This window comes from Micromonospora sp. 050-3 (genome assembly GCF_046549335.1).
GTDB lineage: Bacteria > Actinomycetota > Actinomycetes > Mycobacteriales > Micromonosporaceae > Micromonospora > Micromonospora trifolii.
In genome coordinates this window covers 1392628-1410999 of record NZ_JAJPVX010000002.1, presented here as the reverse complement: position 1 = coordinate 1410999, position 18372 = coordinate 1392628, and the positions used below count along the sequence as shown (strand labels likewise).

Below are 18372 nucleotides of genomic sequence, written 5' to 3'. Positions count from 1 at the left end.
AACGGGCAGGCTCAACCGCATGATCACCGTGGAGAACCTCACCAAGCGATACGGGCCACACCCGGCGGTGGACGACGTCTCGTTCCACTGCGAGCCGGGCACCGTCACCGGCTTCCTCGGCCCCAACGGCGCCGGCAAGTCGACCACCATGCGCATGATCTGCGGGCTCACCGCGCCGACGGCCGGCCGCGCCACCGTCTCCGGTCGCCCGTACCGGGAACTGCCCAACCCGGGACGGGAGGTCGGGGTGCTGCTGGACGCCTCCGCCCAGCACGCCGGGCGCACCGGCCGCGAGGCGTTGACGCTGTCCGCGTACACCATGGGGTTGGACCGGCGCGAGGTCGCCGCGAAGCTCGACCTGGTCGGGTTGAACGCTGTGGCCGCGAAGCGTCGGGTACGGGCGTACTCGTTGGGCATGCGCCAGCGCCTCGGCCTGGCGCAGGCGCTGCTCGGCGACCCGCGGGTGCTGATCCTCGACGAGCCGGCCAACGGCCTGGACCCGGAGGGGATCTTCTGGATGCGCGGCCTGCTGCGCGACTTCGCCGACCGGGGCGGCACCGTGCTGCTCTCCTCCCACCTGCTGCGCGAGGTGGAGGCGGTCGCGGACCGGCTGGTGGTGATCGGGGGCGGCCGGATCGTGGCCCAGGGCGACAAGAACGAGCTGCTGGCCGGCGGCGGCACAGTGGTCCGGGCTCGCGACGGCGCGGCGCTGCGCCGGGCGCTGGAGGTGGCCAACCTGAGCGCCGCCGACAGCTCCGAAGGGCTGCTCGTGCAGGCCGACGCCGAGGCGGTCGGCCAGGCCGCCGCGGATGCCGGCGTCGCTCTGGCCGAGCTGCGCCCCGCCAGCGGCGGTGGCCTCGAACAACTCTTCCTCACCCTGACCGCCGGCGAATCCACCAAGGAGGCCGTCCGATGACCACCACCACCGCGCCCGCCGACGGCGCGGTCGCGCCCCGGCAGCACACACCGGTACGCCGACCGTCACTGCTCCGCCTCACCGCCGTGGAGGTGCGCAAGCTCGTCGACACCCGGGCCGGTCGCTGGCTGATGATCACCATCGGTCTGGTCACCGCCGCGATCGTCACCCTCCAGTTGATCTACGCCGGGGACGCCGACCAGACCTTCCTCAACTTCTTCGTCCCCTCGCTGCTGCCGGTGTCGGTGCTGCTGCCGGTGCTGGGCATCCTGTCGATCACCAGTGAGTGGTCGCAGCGCACCGCCCTCACCACGTACGCCCTGGTGCCCCGCCGGGAGCGGGTGGTCGCAGCGAAACTGATCGCCGTGTCGCTGACCGCGCTCGCCTCGGTGCTGGCCAGTCTCGCCGTCGCCGCCGTCGGCACGCTGGTGGCGTCCGCCACCGGCGGGGCTGGCACCTGGGAGTTCGACTGGTCGCTGGTCCTGAACGCGGGGATCCTCCAGGTCACCAGCGTGTTGATGGGCGCCGCCTTCGGTCTGCTGCTGCTCAACCCGCCGCTGGCGATCGTCGGCTACCTGCTGCTGCCCACCCTGTGGGGGGTGCTCGGCGAGATGGTCAAGCCGCTGCGCGGCCCGTCCGAATGGCTGGACACCAGCAAGACCATGGAACCGTTGTTCAGCAGCGACGCCATCACCGGCGAGCAGTGGGGGCGGGTAGCGGTCTCCCTGCTGGTCTGGATGGTCCTCCCGCTGGCCGCCGGCCTGTTCCGGACGCTGCGCCGCGAGGTGTCCTGACCATGGACATGGCCGGCTACCGTCCGCGCACAGTGGTCAGCGGAGGCCCGCTGGAACTGGCGGTCCTGTGGGGTGGCTTCCCGCTGCTCGGGGCGGGCGCCGGATGGCTCCTCTCGGCGGCGACGGGCTGGCTCGCCCGGCTGCCCTGGGTGCCGTTCGGCGACCTCATCGAGTGGTTGGACCGGCTGCCCGAGCCGCAAGCCACCGCCGGCACCGTCGCGGTGGGCGTCATCGCCGGCCTGGTCATCGCCGGGATCGGCACCGCCGAACGGCTGATCGTCACAGTCGACGCGGCGCAGGTCCAGCTACGCCGCTCCGATGAGAACCGGTCCATCGCCCGGGTCGACACCCGGGTGGTCTTCCTCGCCGACAAGCACCTGGTGCTGCTCGACGCGGACGGCGCGGAACTGGTCCGGGAGTCGACGGACCTGCCGGCCGCCCAACTGGCGGCGGCGTTCCGGTCGCACGGCTGGGGTTGGGCGGACGACGACCCGCACCGGTCGGCGTACCGGCTGTGGGTTCCGGACCTGCCCGGGTTGCCGGCCGGCGCGGACGCGCTGCTGCGCGCCCGGGATCGGGCGATCCAGCGGGACCGCCGCGACGACGCCCGGGAGTTGCGCCGCGAACTGGGCCAGATCGGGGTGGTGCTGCGCGACGAGGGCAAGCGGCAGTACTGGCGGTTGACCACCCGGGCCCTCGCCCTCGGGCCGGAGCAGCCGACTTCGGCCGAGCGGGAGGCGGACGGGCGGTAGCGTCTGTCCCAGCAGACCCTGGGAGCCGCGCGATGACCGAACAGCAGCCGTATCGGGTGGTGTCCCGACACCCCGGCTTCGAGCTGCGTCGGTACCCCGCCCACCTGGTGGCCGAGATGCAGATCCAGGCGTCGTTCACCCGGGCGCCGATCGAGGCGTTCCGGCCGCTGGCCGCGTACATCGGTGGCGCCAATCGGGCCCGGCACCCGATCGGCTCCGCCGCTCCGGCGATGGCGGCGGCCAGCGGCTCGGAGAAGATCGCCATGACCGTGCCGGTGGTGCAGATCGAGGGTGAGTGGCCGGGCGCGTACCTGATCCAGTTCGTCATGCCGGCCACCTTCACCACCGCCACCCTGCCCGAGCCGGTGGACGCCCGGGTGCGGATCCGCGCGGTGCCGGCGCGGCTGGCGGCGGCGATGCGGTTCTCCGGACGGTGGACCGAGCAGGCGTTCAGCCAACGGGGCACCATGCTCGGCCGGTCGGTGACCGCTGCCGGGCTGCAACCCACCGGCGCCATCCGGTACGCGCGCTTCGACCCGCCGTGGAAGCCGTGGTTCCTGCGCCGCAACGAGGTAGTGCTGCCGGTCGTCGAGTGAGCTACCTGAGCTGCCGGCGATCTTCGACGCTCGGTCGCGCCAGCAGCACTGCCATTCCCAGCCCGGAGAGCAGCCCGGCCAGTGAGACCAGCAGATCGGAGTCGGCGGCGTGGATCGGGCTGTTGCCGGCCAGCGCGGTGAACGCCGCGCCGATCGGCAGCAGGATCATCATGGGGACGGCCGTGGCCACCAGGAACACCAACGGGCCTACCAACGCGAGGAGAGCGGCCAGGGCGTGGTGCCACCAGATCGGCCGGCCGCCCGGCCAGTCCCAGGCCAGCAGGGTGACCCCGGTGAGCAGCACCGCCCCGAGAGCGACCTCCGGCAGGAGTCGTGTCCCGGGCACTGTGGCACGGACCAGCCCGACACCGAGCAGCGCCATTACTGTGAGACCGACCGCCAGCCCGACCCGAGCCCGGGTGCGCGCCGGAGCCGCCGCCAGCGCGGCGCCGACAGCCAGGGCCACCAGCAGCGCCGCGGTGGCCAGGGCGCCCTGGTTCAGCTCCGGCTCCCGGTCGGTCGGTGACTCCATTGCGGCCGCCACCAGCGTCAGCACCCCGGCCACGCAGGCCGCGCCGGTCAGCACCCGCCGGTCGGCGGCCGGAGTCGTGCCAGGCTCCCGCGTCTGCGGGGTGCGGCGCTCCCACCAGAGCAGCATCGCCGCGACCACACCGAGCACCGCACAGCCGGCGACGGCGAGCAGCACCGTCGAGTCGACGCCGATCGGGTCGGCTCGGTCGATCGCCACGTCGGCGGCGATCCAGCAGCCGCCCAGCACCACCGCCGGGCCGCTCCACCGCACCTGACCCCGCCCAGCCAGCACCAACCCGAGCGACACCGCCATGATCGCCATGAACCGCAGGTCGCGCGCCCAGTAGGCGTTGTTGCCCGGCAGGCGCTCCGACCACGGGCCGAGCGGCTCGGTCAGCGGTTGCCAGTTGGTCATGCCGTACGCCCAGAGCGCGACGGCGGCGGCGGAGAGGAGCAGCCCGACCGGGCGCGCGGATCGCATCCGTGGACGGTAGCCGCACGATCGCCCTCGCGGGGACGCGGTCATCCGCCGACCGGTGAGCGGGCGGGACGGTGCCGCAGGAGCCGCCACGTCGGCAGCACACTGGCCAGCACCGCGAGCAGCAGGCACAGCCCCACCACTCCGGCGACCACCGCCCACGGCACCACCAGGTCGACGGGGGCGCCGACCTGCTCGGCGAGGCCGGCACCGATGCTGAGCAGACCGACGAACGCGACAGCCCCACCCAGCAGGGCGCCGATCAGGACGACCAGGGCGGACTCCGCCGTGACCAGCCAGATGACCTGCCGTCGGGTCGCCCCGGCCATCCGGATCAGCCGCAGATCCGCGGCCCGGCCGGCGGCGGCCAGCAGCAGCGTGTTGGCCACCGCGATGGCCCCGTAGCCGGCGGACACCCCGATCAGCAGCAGTGTGAAGAGCCAGACGAGGCGGTCCTCGGCGGCGTCCGCCTCGGCCGCCCACCCCGGGACGTCGAGGATCCGCGCCCCGACCGGCGGATCGATGCGATCCCGGACGTACACGGTGGACGTCAGCGCCGACGGGTCGTGCGCCCGCACCACGGCCCGGGGCACGAGCAGGTCGCCGGGGATCGAGGCGTCGTCGACCACGGCGACGACACGCAACGACACCGACGTCCCGTCGGCGAAGACCACCGGGTACGGCGCGGACGGCAGCTGGTTCGCCGAGGCGGTGACCACCACGGTGTCGTCACCCTTCAGGTCGTTCAGCGAGCCGGCGACGACGGTGAGCACCCGGTTCGCGGCGGCGAAGCTCTCCGGATCCACGCCGAGCGCGGTCATCGGCTGGTTCTGCGGCGACGTTCCGGGGTCGGCGCGGTAGACGGTGGTCGGCAGGAGGGCGGTGCCGCCGGTCGCGGCGACGGCCCGGTCGGACAGACCGGGCGCGCGGTCCGGCACGACGATCCAGCCGGCGTTCACGTTGTCCGCCCGACCTGCCGCGTACGCGGCGGTGGTGGTGCGCACCATCCCGGACACCAGCACCGCGAACGCGACAGTGAGCAGCACCGGCGCGGCGATGGCGGCGGTCCGCCGGGTAGCTGTCAACGCCCCGCCCCGGACCAGCATTCCTATCGCGCCACCGGGCCGACGCACCGGGGAACGCAGCAGCCACAGCAGCGGCCTGACCACCACCGGGGCGAACACTGTGGCGCCGGCCACCAACGCCATCACCGCGTAGAGCGCGTACTGCGCCCCCACCCGCGCCTCGTCGGCGGTCGCCGTGCCCAGGCTGAGCGCGGCCCCCGCCGCGAGGAGCAGCGCACCGGTGACGGCGCGCAGCCGGCCGATCGGTCGCTGTTCCACAGCGGCGTCGCGTAGCGCCTCCAGCGGGCGGACCCGCGCCGCTCGGCGGGACGCCGACCAGACGGCCAGCAACGCGATCACCGGCCCGGCGGCGAGCGAGACCGCGATCGGCCAGAGCTCGTAGCGGACCCGGAAGGTCGACGGTTCGTAGCCGACGTCGACCAGCAGCCGACCCAGCAGCGGGGCGAGCGCCGCGCCCACCAGCAGGCCGACGAGTCCCGCCGAGACGCCGACGGTGAGCGCCTCGGCGTACACCATGCGGCGGACCTGGCGTCCGGTGGCGCCGACGGCGCGCAGCAGTCCCAGCTCACGGCGGCGCTGCGCGATGGTGAACGCGAAGGTGGAGGCGACCACGAACACCGTGACGAAGCCGGCGAGGGCCGCCGTGGCGGTGAGCACCTGCATGCCGATCCACCGGGTACGGGCGTCGCCGCGCGGCTCCAGCGCGCCACGGGCGGCACCGGTGAGCACCCGTCCGCCGCCGCCGACGACTCCGCTGGCCGCCGTGGCGACCCGCTCAGGGTCGGCGCCCGGCGCGAGCACCAGCCCGATGGCCCGCACGCCGGGCGCGAGCGCGGCGGCGACAGCGTCCGCGACATGGACGCCGGGCCCGTCGACCAGGCCGGTGACGGTGTACGGCTCCGGGCCCGCCGCGGTCAGCAGGGTGACCGGTGCGCCGGCGCGCAGCCCGAGCGCGCTGTCGACGACCACCTCACCGGGCCGGCGGGGTGGCTCGCCAGCCGTGAGGCGCAGCCCACCCAGTTGGGCACTGGACCAGCCGTGCCCCTGGTAGGCGTCCTCCCGCCGGGTGTCGGCGGCGTAGGGCCGGCCGTCGACGAGCGGCTGCGCGTAGAAGGTGCGGTCCGGCACCGCCGCCACCACGTCCGGCAGGCCGGCCAGCCTACCGACGAACTCCGCCGCAGTGGCGGCGGACCAGGGCCGGGTCGGCACGAAGTCGTCAGCGGACGCACCCGCCTCGGGGCTCTGCACCACTACCGCCGCCCGCGCCAGCCGGTCCGGCACCTGCGGGCGGCCGGAAGCGAGCAGCAGGGTGGCCGCCGCGACCAGCGTGACCCCGATGGCGACGGCCACGAACGCGCTGGCCGACCGCCGGACGCTCAGCACGACGACTCCGCGACGGTTTCCCGCTCGGCGATCCGGGCGGCGACGGCGGCGGCGGTGATTCCGCCGGTCAGCTCGTCGACGACACGGCCGTCGGCCAGCAGGAGGACCCGGTCGGCGTACGCGGCGGCGGCGGGATCGTGGGTCACCATCACCACGGTCTGACCGTGGTCGTCGACGAGCGCCCGCAGCAGCCGGAGCACCTGCCGGGACGACGAGCTGTCCAACGCCCCGGTCGGCTCGTCGGCGAAGACCACCGCCGGGCGGCTGATCAGCGCTCGGGCCACGGCGACGCGCTGCTGCTCTCCGCCGGACAGCTCGCTCGGCCGGTGCCCGGCCCGGTCGGCGAGGCCGACGGCGTCGAGAGCGGCGGCGACGTCCCCGGCCGGCGGGCGGCGGCGGGCCAGGCGCGTCGGCAACTCGACGTTCTGCGCGGCGGTCAGCGTGGACACGAGGTTGAACGCCTGGAACACGAAGCCGATCCGGTCCCGCCGCAGCCGGGTCAGCTCGTCCTCACCGAGGTCGTTGAGGCAGGTGCCGTCGATCGTGACGGTCCCCTCGGTCGGGCGGTCCAGCCCCGCCGCGCAGTGCAGCAGTGTGGACTTCCCCGAGCCGGAGGGGCCCATCACCGCCGTGAACGTGCCGCTCGCGAAGCCGGTGGTCACGCCGTCGAGCGCCGTCACCCGCCGGGTTCCGGTGCCGTACACCGCGCGCAGCCCCGTCAGGGTCACCGTGTGTGTGGTCATGACCGTTACGGTGCCGAATGCCGGGGGTGCGGCGCGTCGTGCCGGGGCGGGCACTTTCCGGCCCTCCCCAGGGTGGAGTCGGCGGTCCGCAACCGCCGGCACGTCGTCCTGAGGGATGACCACCCGCAGGCGGACGCGGCCAACCCGGCCGGCCGCTACCGTTCGACGCGTGACCGCTCTCCTGCTGACCCGACGGATGCGGCCGGTGGACCTGTACAGGGTGGACGTCCTGCTGGCGGTGGCCGTCGGTGGGCTGCTCTGCCCGTACGCGGCGCTGGAGTCGCCGCTGCACGGCGGCGTACGCGAGCCGCTCTGGGTGTCGGTGCTGGTCGGGATGGCCATCGGGTTGCCGTTGGCCGTCCGGCGACGGTGGCCGATGGCGGTGGCCGTCGTGATCAGCTCGATCACCACAGTCGCCCTGATCACCGGCGTGATACCCAACTTCGCGGCGGCCGCGCCGGCGTTCGCCATCGGCCTGTCCTTCTACACGGTGGCAGTGGCGACGCCCACCCGCCGGTCAATGCTCTGCGCCGCCGGTTGTCTGGCGCTGGTGAGCGTCGGCCTGGTGCTGACCGCGGGCGACCTCTGGTCGCGGACCGGCGCGGTCGCCTACGCCGCCGTCATGGTCGCGCCAGCCTGGGTGATCGGTTGGCTGATCCGGGAGCGACGGGCCCTCGCCACCCGGCAGAGCGACCAGTTGGTCCGTCAGGCCGCCACCGAGGAGCGGTTACGGGTGGCCCGTGAGCTGCACGACGTGGTCGCGCACACGCTGAGCCTGATCGTGGTGAAGGCGGCCGTCGCCAACCACGTCGCCGAGGCCGACCCCCGCGAGGCGGGCGCCGCGCTCCGGGTCATCGAGGAGACCGGCCGCACCGCGCTGACCGACGTGCGTCGGGTGCTCGGCGTGCTGCGCGAGGACAGCCCCTACTCGCCGACGCCCGGGCTGGACGAGTTGCCCCTCCTCGCCCGGCAGGCGGCGATCGGCGGCGTCGACGTGCAACTCGACGTACGGCGGGACGAGCCGGCCGGCCCGGTGCCGGAGTCGGTGGGCCTCGCTGTGTACCGGATCGTGCAGGAGGCGGTGACGAACGTGGTGAAGCACGCGGCGCCGGCCGCCTGCCGGGCTACGGTGACCGTCCTGCCCGACGAGGTGCGGGTGGAGGTGACCGACGACGGCCGGCGGCCGGTCCTGCTCGGCGGGGAGGGGCACGGGTTGATCGGCATGCGGGAACGGGTGGCGTTGCACGGCGGGGAGTTCCGCGCCGGCCCACGCTCCGACGGTGGCTTCGCGGTGACGGCCAGCCTGCCCTACCGGGTGACCGCGTGATCCGCGTGCTGATCGCCGACGACCAGGCGTTGCTGCGCGGCAGTTTCCGGCTGTTGGTCGACCTCAGCCCGGACTGCACCACAGTCGGTGAGGCGGGCACGGGCGTGGAGGCTGTCGCGTTGACCGAGCAGCACCGACCGGATGTGGTGCTGATGGACGTCCGGATGCCGGAGATGGACGGCATCGAGGCGACCCGGCGGATCTGCGCCGAGCCGGCGACGGCCGACACCCGGGTCATCATCCTGACCACGTTCGACCTCGACGAGTACGTCTACGGTGCGCTGCGCGCCGGAGCCAGCGGGTTCCTGCTCAAGGACACCCCACCCGCGGACCTGCTGACCGGGATCCGGGTGGTCGCCGCCGGGGAGGGGCTGCTCGCGCCGACGGTGACCCGCCGGCTGATCGACGAGTTCGCCCGGCAGCCGGAGCCGACCCGGCCGCTGCCCCGGCAGCTCGACGGGGTGACCGATCGGGAACGGGAGGTGCTCGCGCTGATCGCCCGGGGCCTGTCCAACGCGGAGTTGGCCGCGCACCTCAACCTCAGCCAGGCCACCGTCAAGACGCACGTCGGGCGGCTGCTGACCAAGCTGGCGGTGCGCGACCGGGCGCAACTGGTCATCGTCGCGTATGAGACGGGCCTGGTGGGGCCGGGCGGCCTACGCTGAGCCGGTCGGCCACACCCGAGGAGGAGCCATGACCCGATACGTCGCCCTGCTGCGCGGGGTCAACGTCGGTACCACCCGGCTGGCGATGGCCGATCTGCGCCGCATCGTCACCGACCTCGGGCACGAGGACGTCAAGACGTACCTGCAGAGCGGCAACGTGGCCTTCGGCAGCACGGTGCGCGACGCGGAGAAGCTGGCCGCCGGGATCGCACGGGCGCTCACCGACGAGCTGGCGTTGACAGTGCCGGTGCTGGTGCGCAGCGGCCGGGAGTTGGCGGCGATCGCCGGCGGCAACCCGTACGCCGATCGAGAGGACGACCCGACGCGACTGCTGGTGGCCTTCCTCGCCACCGCACCGAAGAAGTCCACGGTGGACGCGCTGGCCGTGCCCGGTGGCGAGAACGTGTCGTTCACTGTGACCGGCCGGGAGGCGTTCCTGCACTACGTCGACGGCGGGTACGGGCGGTCGAAGTTCACGAACGCGTACCTGGAGAAGAAGCTCGGTGTCGTGGCCACCTCCCGCAACTGGAAGTCGGTGCGGGCCTTGGCGGAGATGACCGCCTCCTGACCGGGGTGGGGGTCGCGGCTCGGCGACCCCCACCGTCGCTGCTCAGAAGTGGTACGCGGTCTCGTACTCGGGCACCAGCACCCGGCTGCGCGGCGAGATCCGGCGCACCGCAGCGATCATCTCGTTCAGCCGGGTGCGGTCGGTCGGGGCGACCGGCGGCGGGTTCTGCAACGCCGTCTCGAAGTTGTCGTAGTGCACCGGCACCACGACCTTCGGGTAGTCGAGGCCGGCCAGCAGCCGGGGCAGGTAGTCGCCGGTGGTGGTGGCGTTCTGCATGGCCACCATCGCCACGTCGGGCGCGAGCCCGGTGAGGTTCCGCTCGGCGACGTCGCTGGCCCCGGTGAAGTAGACCGACGGCCCGCTGTCGACCCGCAGCAGGTAGCCCAGCGTGTCGCCTTCCGGCAGGTCGGCGATGGTGGCCGGCTGCGGCGGCGGGCTCACCCGCACCCCGGGGAAGGCCACCGAGTACGACGGGTTGCGGCTGTGCAGCGAGCCGACCACCTCGACGCTGTGGTCGCCGAAGTCCAGCACCTCTCCACCCTTCACGGCGCTGAGCTGCGTCGACGGCAACCCGTAGGCCAACCCCAGGTGGTACGCGGTCAGCGTGCCGAACACCCGCGCGCCGGTGCGCTTGGCGATGTACGGCACGTCCATGAAGTGGTCCCAGTGGGTGTGCGTGACCAGCACCGTCATGGCCCGGTCGACGCGCGGGTCGATCACGTCGGTGCGCACTGTCAACGCCGTGTCGGTCTTGAACGGCCCGGTGAACAGCCCGGTGTCGATCCGGCTGAGGAACGGGTCGACGAGAACGGTGCGGTCACCGATGTCGACGCGCCAGCCGGCCGTACCCCACCAGCGGAAGCTGACCGCGCCCTTGCGGCGAGCGGTGGGCGTGGGCGCGGCGGTCGGGGGCGCGGCCTGGGCCGGGCTGGCGACGCCGGCGGCGAGGCCACCGGCGGAGACCAGTGCTGTGGTGGCGGCGGCGTCGCGCAGAAAGCGTCGGCGGTCGAGACTGGGCATGCGGATCTACTCCCCGTGGTCGGGCGATGTGTCGACCACGAGCCAACCAGCGGCACCGGGCCACGGTCCAAGATCAAGGGCCGTCGGCTTCGATACGCCAGCGGATATCGGTCCTGCTCGGAGGGGGTGCGGCGACTCCCGAACGGGCGCGAAATCAGTCGCCGCGCAGCGCCTCGACGGCCGTCCGGGCGGCCTCCCCCATCGCCAGGTCCACGTCGATGCGGCGCGGGGTCAACTGTTCGGCGCGGGCGAAGACGGCGATCGCGTACCGGCCGCCGTCGGGGTATTCGGCGACCCCGGCCTCCAGGTGGAACCCGGGCAGGGTGCCGGTCTTTCCGGAGACGCGGACGCCCGGCGGGAACCCGGCCGCCAACCGGGTCCAGAAGATCTGCCGGGCCATCCAGGTGCGGACCATCGCGCAGGCCGCCGCCGGCCCAGCCTCGTCCCGCCAGATCAGCGTGAGCAGCCGGGTGATCTCCCGGGCGGTGCTGGACGTGGTGTGCGCGGGGTCGAAGACCCGCATGGCCCGGACCCGGTCCGCCGGCAGCGTGGGGAAGATCCGAGCGAACTCCGCCTCGGTCCGGGCGCCCACGTCGGCGAGCATCATCTCGACCAGTTCCCGAGGGCCACCGAGGATCTGGGTACGGGTCAGCCCCAGCTCGACGGCGAGCATCGGCAGCAGGTCCGGGCCGACCCGGCGCAGCAGCAGGTCGGCGGCCGTGTTGTCGGTGACCGACATGGCGAAGTACGCGAGGTCGCGCAGCGACACCTCGGCGTCGTCGGTGCACCCGGCCAGACCCCACCCACCGAGCCGGTCGCCGGCGGTGACCAGGACCCGCTCGGTCGGGTCCAGCTGACCGGCCTCGACCTGCCGGGCGAACTCCAGCACCAACAGGATCTTGAAGATCGAGGCGATCACCACCTGCTCGTCGGCCCGCACCCCGACCTCACGAAGAGCGCCACCGACCGGTCCGCCGCCCTCGACGGCGTTCAGGTCGACGGCGTCCAGGTCCACGACGTGCAGGCTGGCCGTCACCCCGACAGCGGCGAAGATGGCCCCGATGCTTTCCTCCACGTCCACGCCAGCACGGTATCCAGCACCGCAGTGGCCGCGCTGGCGTAGGGTCCCGGCCGTGGATCTGCTCCGGCACCTGCGGCACTTCGTGGTGGTCGCACACGAACTGCACTTCGGCCGGGCCGCGGAGCTGCTCGGGATGGCCCAGCCGCCGCTGAGCCAGTCGATCCAGCGGCTGGAACGGGAGCTGACTGTCGAGCTGTTCGACAGGTCCCGCCGCCAGGTACGCCTCACCACCGCCGGTGAGCTGCTGCTCGGCGAGGCGGAGGAGTTGCTCGCCGGCGAGGGTCGACTCCGCAGCCTGATGGGGCAGATCCGCGCCGGTGAGCTGGGCGTACTCCGGGCCGGGGTGCCACCAGAGACGCCCGCCGTGACGCTGCGTTCACTGCTGGACGGGCTCACCACCCGGGCGCCCGGCCTGGACGTGGAGCTGCACGAGCTGACCACTGCCGAGCAGGTGCGGATGCTCACCGAACGGACCCTCGACGTGGGGCTCGTGCATCACCCGGTGGCGGCGGACGGGCTGCGCTTCGGCGCTCCGGTCGACGTACCCCTGGGGGTGCTGCTGCCGCGCACCTCGCCGCTGGCCCGCGGCCGCGAGGTGACGCTCGCGTCGCTGGCCGGTCTGGATCTGGTGGCCGCGCCGCGCGCCACCGCCCCCGGCTGGCACGACCACCTGCTGGCGGTGTGCCGGCAGCACGGTTGGCGTCCAGCCCGGGTGCGTCCGGCCCGCAACCCGGAGTTCCTCTTCGGGCTGGTGCTGGCCGGAGGCGGGGTGGCAGTGGAACCGGCGGCGGTGGCCCGCCGGGAACCCCGGATGGCCTGGCGGCCGATCAGCGACGCGCCGCTGGCCAAGCGCACGTCGGCGGTTTGGCCGGACCGATCGGCGCACCCGGCGGCGGCGATGTTCGGCCAACTCGCCGCGGAGGTGCTGGCCGACGCCGAGCCCACAGCGCCCGCGCCGCCCGCGACGTCGGTGCCGGCGGCACGGCCGTGGCCTGTGCTGTTCGACACGACCGGGTGAACCGACGCGCCGTTGCGTTCGTCACCCCCGGTTGGGCGGTGGATCGTCCACAGACCCGGGTATGGATGACAGGTAACGATGACGCGAAGGAGCCGCAGTGGCACTCACGATTCCCGACATCAGCCTGAACGACGGCACCACCATTCCGCAGCTTGGCTTCGGGGTGTTCCAGATCGAGCCGAAGGACACCGTCGCGGCGGTGACCACCGCCTTTGAGGTGGGCTACCGGCACATCGACACCGCTGAGATGTACGGCAACGAGGCCGAGGTCGGCGAGGCGGTACGCGTGTCCGGCCTCGACCGGAGTTCGGTCTACGTGACCAGCAAGCTGAACAACGGCTTCCACCGCCCCGACGACGCCCGCAGGGCGTTCGACTCGACGCTGGCGGCGTTGAAGATGGACTACATCGACCTGTTCCTGATCCACTGGCCGCTGCCGACCCTGTACGACGGCGACTACGTCTCGACCTGGAAGGTGCTGGAGGAGTTCCAGCGCGACGGCCGGGCCCGCTCGATCGGCGTGTCGAACTTCCAGGTGTCGCACCTGGAGCGGCTGGCCGCCGAGGCGAGCGTCGTGCCGGTGGTCAACCAGATCGAGGCGCACCCGTACTTCGGCAACGACGAGGTCCGCGCCTACGGCCGTGAGCACAACATCCTCACCGAGGCGTGGTCGCCGATCGCGCAGGGCAAGGTGCTCGACGACCCGACGGTTGTCGACATCGCCGGGCAGCTCGACCGGACCCCGGCGCAGGTGGTGCTCCGCTGGCATGTGCAGCGCGGCGACATCATCTTCCCGAAGTCGACCACCCCGAAGCGGATCGAGGAGAACACCCGGATCTTCGACTTCGAGTTGGACGACGCGGCGATGGAGCGGATCACCGCGCTGAACAAGGGCGAGGCCGGCCGGCAGGGCCCGAACCCGGACACCTTCGCCTACCTGCCCAACTGACCTGACCCGCCGAGGGGCGGGCGCCGCCGCGGTGGCGCCCGCCCCTCCCCCCGGGTGGCGACCCCCCTGGTCAGACCCGGCCGACGGAGTCCTGGTTCTGCAACACCAGCCACCGGCCGTGCTGGTAGGTGTAGCTGACCCCGATCAACAGCGGCACGCTGGTGCCGGTGGCCGGCACCGCGTAGACGGAGTCGAACAGCACGAAGCCGGTCCGGCAGCCCACCACTGTCTGCTTCGCCACGCTGAAGGACTGGGTCCACGAGTCGTCGGCGAAGAACCCGCGCAGCCAGTCCACGGTGGCCCGTTTGCCGTCGAGCACCTCACCGTCGGAGGCGAAGACCGAGGTGACGTCGGGGTGCAGCAGCGCGGCGAAGCCGTCCAGGTCGCGCCGGGCGGTGGTCTCCACGTACGCACGGACGGCGCGGTCGAAGGCGCGCTCGCAGCCGCGGGCCGCCGCGTCCCCGGTTGTGGTGTCGCCCGGACCGGGGGTGGCGGCCGACACCGCGGCCGGAGCGGCGGCGAGCAGGCCGGCGGTGAGCCCGAGCAGCGCGATCGTGCGGCCGAGCCGGCCGGCGGGACGGGCGGAGGCGGGTGGACGCATCGGGTTCTCCTTCGGACGAGTGGTTGTGCCGTCGCAGCCAACCCGGCCTGCCACCCAGTCGGCCAGTGATTCGAACCAGCTCGAATGCGGACGGCACATCGACGCCACCGCTTGTACGATCCGCGCTGTGATGGTCGCGCATCTGGACGGCCCGAGCCTCGCCCGGCTCCGGTTGGCGATCTCGCCGGCCTGGGAGGTGACGTCCTGGCTGCGGGCCGCACTCTCGCGGTTCGGGCATCCGGTGCACGGCGATCCCGGTCCGGCCGCCCGCGCCGCGCTGCGGCACCCCGACGTGGCCCTGGTCGCGGAGCTGGTGATGCCGCCCGGCCGGCTCGGCTACACGCCGGACCTGCTCACGCCGAAGCCGCCGCTGGGGCCGCTCGACGCGGCCTTCGACCAGCAGCTGTCGGCCACGGCGGCGACGCCCGCCGACGAGGTGGCGGCGCAGGTGAACGAGCGGTTCCCGACGGGCCCGATGCCGGTGCGGGTCCGCGCGGCGGTCGAGGACGGCACCCTCGCCCGGCGGGTCACCGACGGGCTGCGGCACTTCTGGCGGGCCGCGCTCGCCGAGCAGTGGCCGGCGGTGCGGGCCACGCTGGAGGCCGAACTGGCCGTGCGGGCCACCGCGATGGCCACCGCCGGGGTGGGCAGCATGCTGAACGGCCTGCACCCGAAGGTCGGCTGGACCGGCAGGTCGCTGACCATTGACAGTTCGTACCGGATCACCACAGCACTGACCGGTGCGGAGTTGGTGCTCGCGCCGTCGGCGCTGGCCTGGCCCCAGGTGTCCACCCAGCTTTGCGACGAGGGCAACGCCGTGCTGGTCTACCCGGTCGGCGCCGGGCCGGCGGAGCAGCGTCGGGCGGGTCGGCTCGGCGACCTGGTTGGTGCGAGCCGGGCGGCGATCCTGGCGGACCTGGACGTGCCGCGGTCCACCGGGCAGCTCAGCGAGCGGCACCGGCTGGCCCCGGCCACCGTCTCCTACCATCTGGGGGTGCTGCTGCGCTCCGGCCTGGTGGTGCGCACCAGGGAGCGGCACAGCGTGCTCTACCGGCGGTCCGACCACGGGGACGGGCTGGTCGGCTGCCGGCCAGGTCAGGGCGCGACGCGCTCGGCGAGCCGGCGGAACACCGCCTGAGTGGGCGAGCCGGGCTCGGGGACGTAGACGATCATCCGCTGGTCGGTCTCCGGAACGTGCAGCACCCGGCACTCGAACTCCAACGATCCCAGCTCGGGGTGCGGCACCCGCTTGACGATGGGGCGGCGCTCCTCGACATCGTGCTCCGCCCAGAGCCGCGCGAACCTGGGCGAGGTGCCGAGCAGCTCGGTGACCAGCTCGCGGATCGCCGGGTCGGCCGGGTAACGGCCGTAGGCGGCCCGCAGGTCCGCCACTGTGCTGCGGACGAAACAGATGGTCTCGGCGTCGGTCCAGTGGCTGTCGGCCACCGGACGCCGGAAGGTCCAGCGGATCATGTTGCGGTCCGCGTCCGGCACGACCGAGAGGTCGCCCATGAAGTACGTGGCCAACCGGTTCCAGGCCAACACCTGGTACGCGGCGTCGACGAGGTACGCCGGAGTCTCAGTCATCGCGTCGATCAGGTGCCTCAGCCCGGGGGTCACCTCCCGGCTCGGCCCGCCGGCCGGCAGCGGATTCTCCCCGGCGATCCGGAACAGATACTCGCGCTCGTCCCGACTGAGCAGCAGCGCCCGGGCCATCGCGGCGAGCACCTGCCGCGACGGGTGCGGCCCTCGGCCCTGCTCCAGCCGGATGTAGTAGTCGATCGACATGCCGGCGAGCTGGGCGACCTCCTGTCGGCGCAGCCCGGGGGTGCGTCGGCGTTCACCCTCGGGGAGCCCGACCTCGGCGGGCCGCAACCGGGCGCGGCGGGTACGCAGGAACGCCGCCAGTTCGTCACGCCGCAACCCGCTGCTCGTCATGCCCCCAGCATGCCTCTGTGCGGGCCGGCGAAGGTGGTACCGCCGGTCCCAGCCTCGGCCCGTCTCTCCCCGGGCGCGGCCAGCCCGGCGAGGCTCGACGGCATGACGAACATGACCGCCCTGATCACCGGGGCCAACAAAGGGATCGGCTTTGCCACCGCCCGGCAGCTCGGCGCCCTCGGGATGACAGTGCTGGTGGGCGCGCGGGACGCCGAGCGGGGCCGGGCAGCGGAGCGGCAGCTGCGCGACGGCGGCGCGGACGCGGTTTTCGTGCCGCTCGACATCACCGACGCCGAGTCGGTGACGGCCGCCGCCAAGCGGGTGGAGGCGGAGTACGGCCAACTGGACGTGCTGGTCAACAACGCCGGCATCATCCTCGCCGACGGCGCGCGAGGGCTGCCCAGCGAGACGACAGTGGCGACGCTGCGCCGGCTGTACGAGACGAACGTCTTCGGGGTGGTGGAGGTGACCAATGCTCTGCTGCCGCTGCTGCGCCGGGCACCGGCCGCCCGGATCGTCAACGTGTCGAGCGAGGTTGGCTCGATCGCGGTGATGACCGACCCGAACGGCGCGCTGTTCGAGCTGACCTCCGTGCCGTACCCGTCGTCGAAGGCGGCACTGAACATGCTCACCGCGATGTACGCCAAGGAGCTGCGGGACACCCGGATCAAGGTGAACGCGGCGAACCCGGGCTACTGCGCCACCGACCTCAACAGCAACAGCGGCTTCCGCACCGCCGAACAGGGCGCCGAGGTGAGCGTGCACCTGGCGACCCTGCCGGCCGACGGGCCGAACGGGCTGCTGTGGGGCTTCCAGATGGACGCCGGCGGTGGGTACGGCGTGCTGCCCTGGTGACTGAGCGCTTGACCTGGAGTGCGCTCCAGCCGGCACTGTGACTCGTGCGCCCACCGGTAGGGCGCACGAGAGGAGACCCCCATGCGGTACCGCACGATCGGCGCTGACCCGGCGACCCGGCGCGAGGTCAGCGTGCTCAGCCTCGGCGCGATGCTCTTCGGCAGCGCCACCGACGAGGCCACCTCGTACGCGATCCTCGACCGATACGTCGAGGCCGGCGGCACATTCATCGACACGTCGGACAACTACGCCTTCTGGGTGGACGGCGGGCAGGGCGGGCAGAGCGAGGAACTGCTCGGCCGATGGCGGCGCAGCCGGGGCGTCGGCGCCGAGATCGTCATCGCCACCAAGCTGGGCGCCCGACCGCTGGCCCCGGGGACCAGCTACCTCGACAACGCCGAGGGTCTCTCCGCCAAGGTGATCCGCGAGTCAGCGGAGCGCAGCCGGGAACGGCTCGGGGTGGAGCGGCTGGACCTGCTCTACGCGCACATCGAGGACCGGACCGTGCCGCTCCAGGAGACCGTGGAGGGCTTCGCCGAGCTGGTCGCCGAGGGCACTGTGGGTCTGTTGGGCGCCAGCAACCACCGGGCCTGGCGGGTGGAGCGGGCCCGCTCGTTGGCCGCCGCCGCCGGTTTGCCCGGGTACGAGGTGCTCCAGTACCACCGCAGTTACCTGCCGAACCGCACCGACCTGGTCAGCGACCTGGACCCGGACGGCGAGCCGGGCGGCGTCAGCGGTGACCTGCTCAGCTATCTGCGTGCCGATCCCGAACTGACCCTGGTGGCGTACTCGCCGCTGCTCAAGGGGGCGTTCACCCGGGCGGACAAGCCGCTCAGCTCGGCGTACGACCTGCCGAGCGCGCCACGGCGACTGGCCGCGCTGCGGGAGGTGGCCGGGCAGAGTGGTGCGACTGTCAACCAGGTGGTGGTCGCCTGGTTGCTGGGCGGTGAGCTGCCGTCCATCCCGCTGGTGGGCGCCTCGTCGGTGGCGCAACTGGAAGAGAGCCTGGCAGCTGTCGACCTGGAGCTGACCGCCGAGCAACGGCACCGCCTCGACACCACCTGGTGACCTG

19 protein-coding genes are annotated in these 18372 nt (G+C 73.1%); 12 read left to right on the top strand and 7 right to left on the bottom strand.

All coding sequences use genetic code 11. From position 1 onward, the window contains the following. The first annotated feature begins 19 nt into the window (after positions 1-19). Genes ACLJOK_RS21555 through ACLJOK_RS21540 form a run of 4 tightly spaced genes read left to right on the top strand, consistent with a single transcriptional unit; the run spans position 20 to position 3058 of the window. A complete protein-coding gene (locus ACLJOK_RS21555) occupies positions 20-916 on the top strand; it encodes an ABC transporter ATP-binding protein (RefSeq protein WP_410820494.1) in 897 nt (298 codons plus the stop codon). Continuing rightward, positions 913-1710, top strand: coding sequence for an ABC transporter permease (locus tag ACLJOK_RS21550; protein ID WP_410820493.1), 798 nt, complete (start codon positions 913-915; stop codon positions 1708-1710). Before ACLJOK_RS21555 ends, ACLJOK_RS21550 begins: the two co-directional genes overlap by 4 nt. Positions 1711-1712: 2 nt before the next feature. Continuing rightward, positions 1713-2462, top strand: a complete 750-nt coding sequence (locus ACLJOK_RS21545) for a hypothetical protein (protein ID WP_410820492.1) — start codon at positions 1713-1715, stop codon at positions 2460-2462. Positions 2463-2494: 32 nt separating this feature from the next. Continuing rightward, positions 2495-3058 carry an SOUL family heme-binding protein gene (locus ACLJOK_RS21540; protein WP_410820491.1) on the top strand — a complete coding sequence of 188 codons (564 nt, stop codon included), beginning with the start codon at positions 2495-2497 and terminating at the stop codon, positions 3056-3058. A 1-nt stretch (position 3059) separates the two neighbouring features. Here ACLJOK_RS21540 and ACLJOK_RS21535 read toward each other — a convergent pair whose 3' ends face one another. The 3 genes from ACLJOK_RS21535 to ACLJOK_RS21525 are packed head-to-tail and all read right to left on the bottom strand — an operon-like array spanning position 3060 to position 7278. Further along, positions 3060-4070 (bottom strand): hypothetical protein, encoded by a 1011-nt coding sequence (locus ACLJOK_RS21535; RefSeq protein WP_410820490.1) that lies wholly within the window; start codon positions 4068-4070, stop codon positions 3060-3062. Between the two features lie 41 nt (positions 4071-4111). After that, complete coding sequence (locus ACLJOK_RS21530) at positions 4112-6535, bottom strand: ABC transporter permease (protein ID WP_410820489.1); 2424 nt, start codon at positions 6533-6535, stop codon at positions 4112-4114. Further along, complete coding sequence (locus ACLJOK_RS21525) at positions 6529-7278, bottom strand: ABC transporter ATP-binding protein (protein ID WP_410820488.1); 750 nt, start codon at positions 7276-7278, stop codon at positions 6529-6531. The genes ACLJOK_RS21530 and ACLJOK_RS21525 overlap by 7 nt, the downstream gene beginning before the upstream one ends. A gap of 169 nt (positions 7279-7447) precedes the next feature. Here ACLJOK_RS21525 and ACLJOK_RS21520 point away from each other — a divergent pair, with 169 nt between their 5' ends. The 3 genes from ACLJOK_RS21520 to ACLJOK_RS21510 are packed head-to-tail and all read left to right on the top strand — an operon-like array spanning position 7448 to position 9838. After that, entirely contained in the window at positions 7448-8605 is a 1158-nt protein-coding gene (locus ACLJOK_RS21520; protein ID WP_410820487.1) for a sensor histidine kinase, read from the top strand. Further along, a complete protein-coding gene (locus tag ACLJOK_RS21515) occupies positions 8602-9270 on the top strand; it encodes a response regulator (protein ID WP_410820486.1) in 669 nt (222 codons plus the stop codon). The genes ACLJOK_RS21520 and ACLJOK_RS21515 overlap by 4 nt, the downstream gene beginning before the upstream one ends. Positions 9271-9298: 28 nt before the next feature. Continuing rightward, positions 9299-9838: a DUF1697 domain-containing protein gene (locus ACLJOK_RS21510; protein ID WP_410820485.1), complete on the top strand. Its 540-nt coding sequence runs from the start codon at positions 9299-9301 to the stop codon at positions 9836-9838. Positions 9839-9880: 42 nt separating this feature from the next. Here ACLJOK_RS21510 and ACLJOK_RS21505 read toward each other — a convergent pair whose 3' ends face one another. Next, the gene (locus tag ACLJOK_RS21505) at positions 9881-10858 is read right to left on the bottom strand and encodes an MBL fold metallo-hydrolase (protein ID WP_410820484.1); all 978 of its coding nucleotides are present in this window, start codon (positions 10856-10858) and stop codon (positions 9881-9883) included. Positions 10859-11012: 154 nt separating this feature from the next. Next, the gene (locus tag ACLJOK_RS21500; protein WP_410820483.1) at positions 11013-11939 is read right to left on the bottom strand and encodes a serine hydrolase; all 927 of its coding nucleotides are present in this window, start codon (positions 11937-11939) and stop codon (positions 11013-11015) included. A 52-nt stretch (positions 11940-11991) separates the two neighbouring features. Between ACLJOK_RS21500 and ACLJOK_RS21495 the strand changes: the two genes are divergently transcribed. Beyond that, the gene (locus tag ACLJOK_RS21495) at positions 11992-12957 is read left to right on the top strand and encodes a LysR family transcriptional regulator (protein ID WP_410820482.1); all 966 of its coding nucleotides are present in this window, start codon (positions 11992-11994) and stop codon (positions 12955-12957) included. A 97-nt stretch (positions 12958-13054) separates the two neighbouring features. Next, a complete protein-coding gene (locus ACLJOK_RS21490) occupies positions 13055-13906 on the top strand; it encodes an aldo/keto reductase (RefSeq protein WP_410820481.1) in 852 nt (283 codons plus the stop codon). 70 nt (positions 13907-13976) lie between these two features. Here the strand turns inward: ACLJOK_RS21490 and ACLJOK_RS21485 are convergent, their stop codons facing one another. Then, entirely contained in the window at positions 13977-14507 is a 531-nt protein-coding gene (locus ACLJOK_RS21485) for a nuclear transport factor 2 family protein (protein ID WP_410820480.1), read from the bottom strand. 130 nt (positions 14508-14637) lie between these two features. Here ACLJOK_RS21485 and ACLJOK_RS21480 point away from each other — a divergent pair, with 130 nt between their 5' ends. Next, positions 14638-15645, top strand: coding sequence for a winged helix-turn-helix domain-containing protein (locus ACLJOK_RS21480; RefSeq protein ID WP_410821556.1), 1008 nt, complete (start codon positions 14638-14640; stop codon positions 15643-15645). Here ACLJOK_RS21480 and ACLJOK_RS21475 read toward each other — a convergent pair. Then, a complete protein-coding gene (locus ACLJOK_RS21475; protein ID WP_410820479.1) occupies positions 15603-16445 on the bottom strand; it encodes a helix-turn-helix transcriptional regulator in 843 nt (280 codons plus the stop codon). The genes ACLJOK_RS21480 and ACLJOK_RS21475 overlap by 43 nt on opposite strands. Before the next feature lie 102 nt (positions 16446-16547). Between ACLJOK_RS21475 and ACLJOK_RS21470 the strand changes: the two genes are divergently transcribed. Both ACLJOK_RS21470 and ACLJOK_RS21465 read left to right on the top strand, forming a co-directional pair. Continuing rightward, the gene (locus ACLJOK_RS21470; protein ID WP_410820478.1) at positions 16548-17300 is read left to right on the top strand and encodes an SDR family oxidoreductase; all 753 of its coding nucleotides are present in this window, start codon (positions 16548-16550) and stop codon (positions 17298-17300) included. A gap of 81 nt (positions 17301-17381) precedes the next feature. Beyond that, positions 17382-18368 carry an aldo/keto reductase gene (locus ACLJOK_RS21465; protein ID WP_410820477.1) on the top strand — a complete coding sequence of 329 codons (987 nt, stop codon included), beginning with the start codon at positions 17382-17384 and terminating at the stop codon, positions 18366-18368. The last annotated feature ends 4 nt before the right edge of the window (positions 18369-18372 follow it).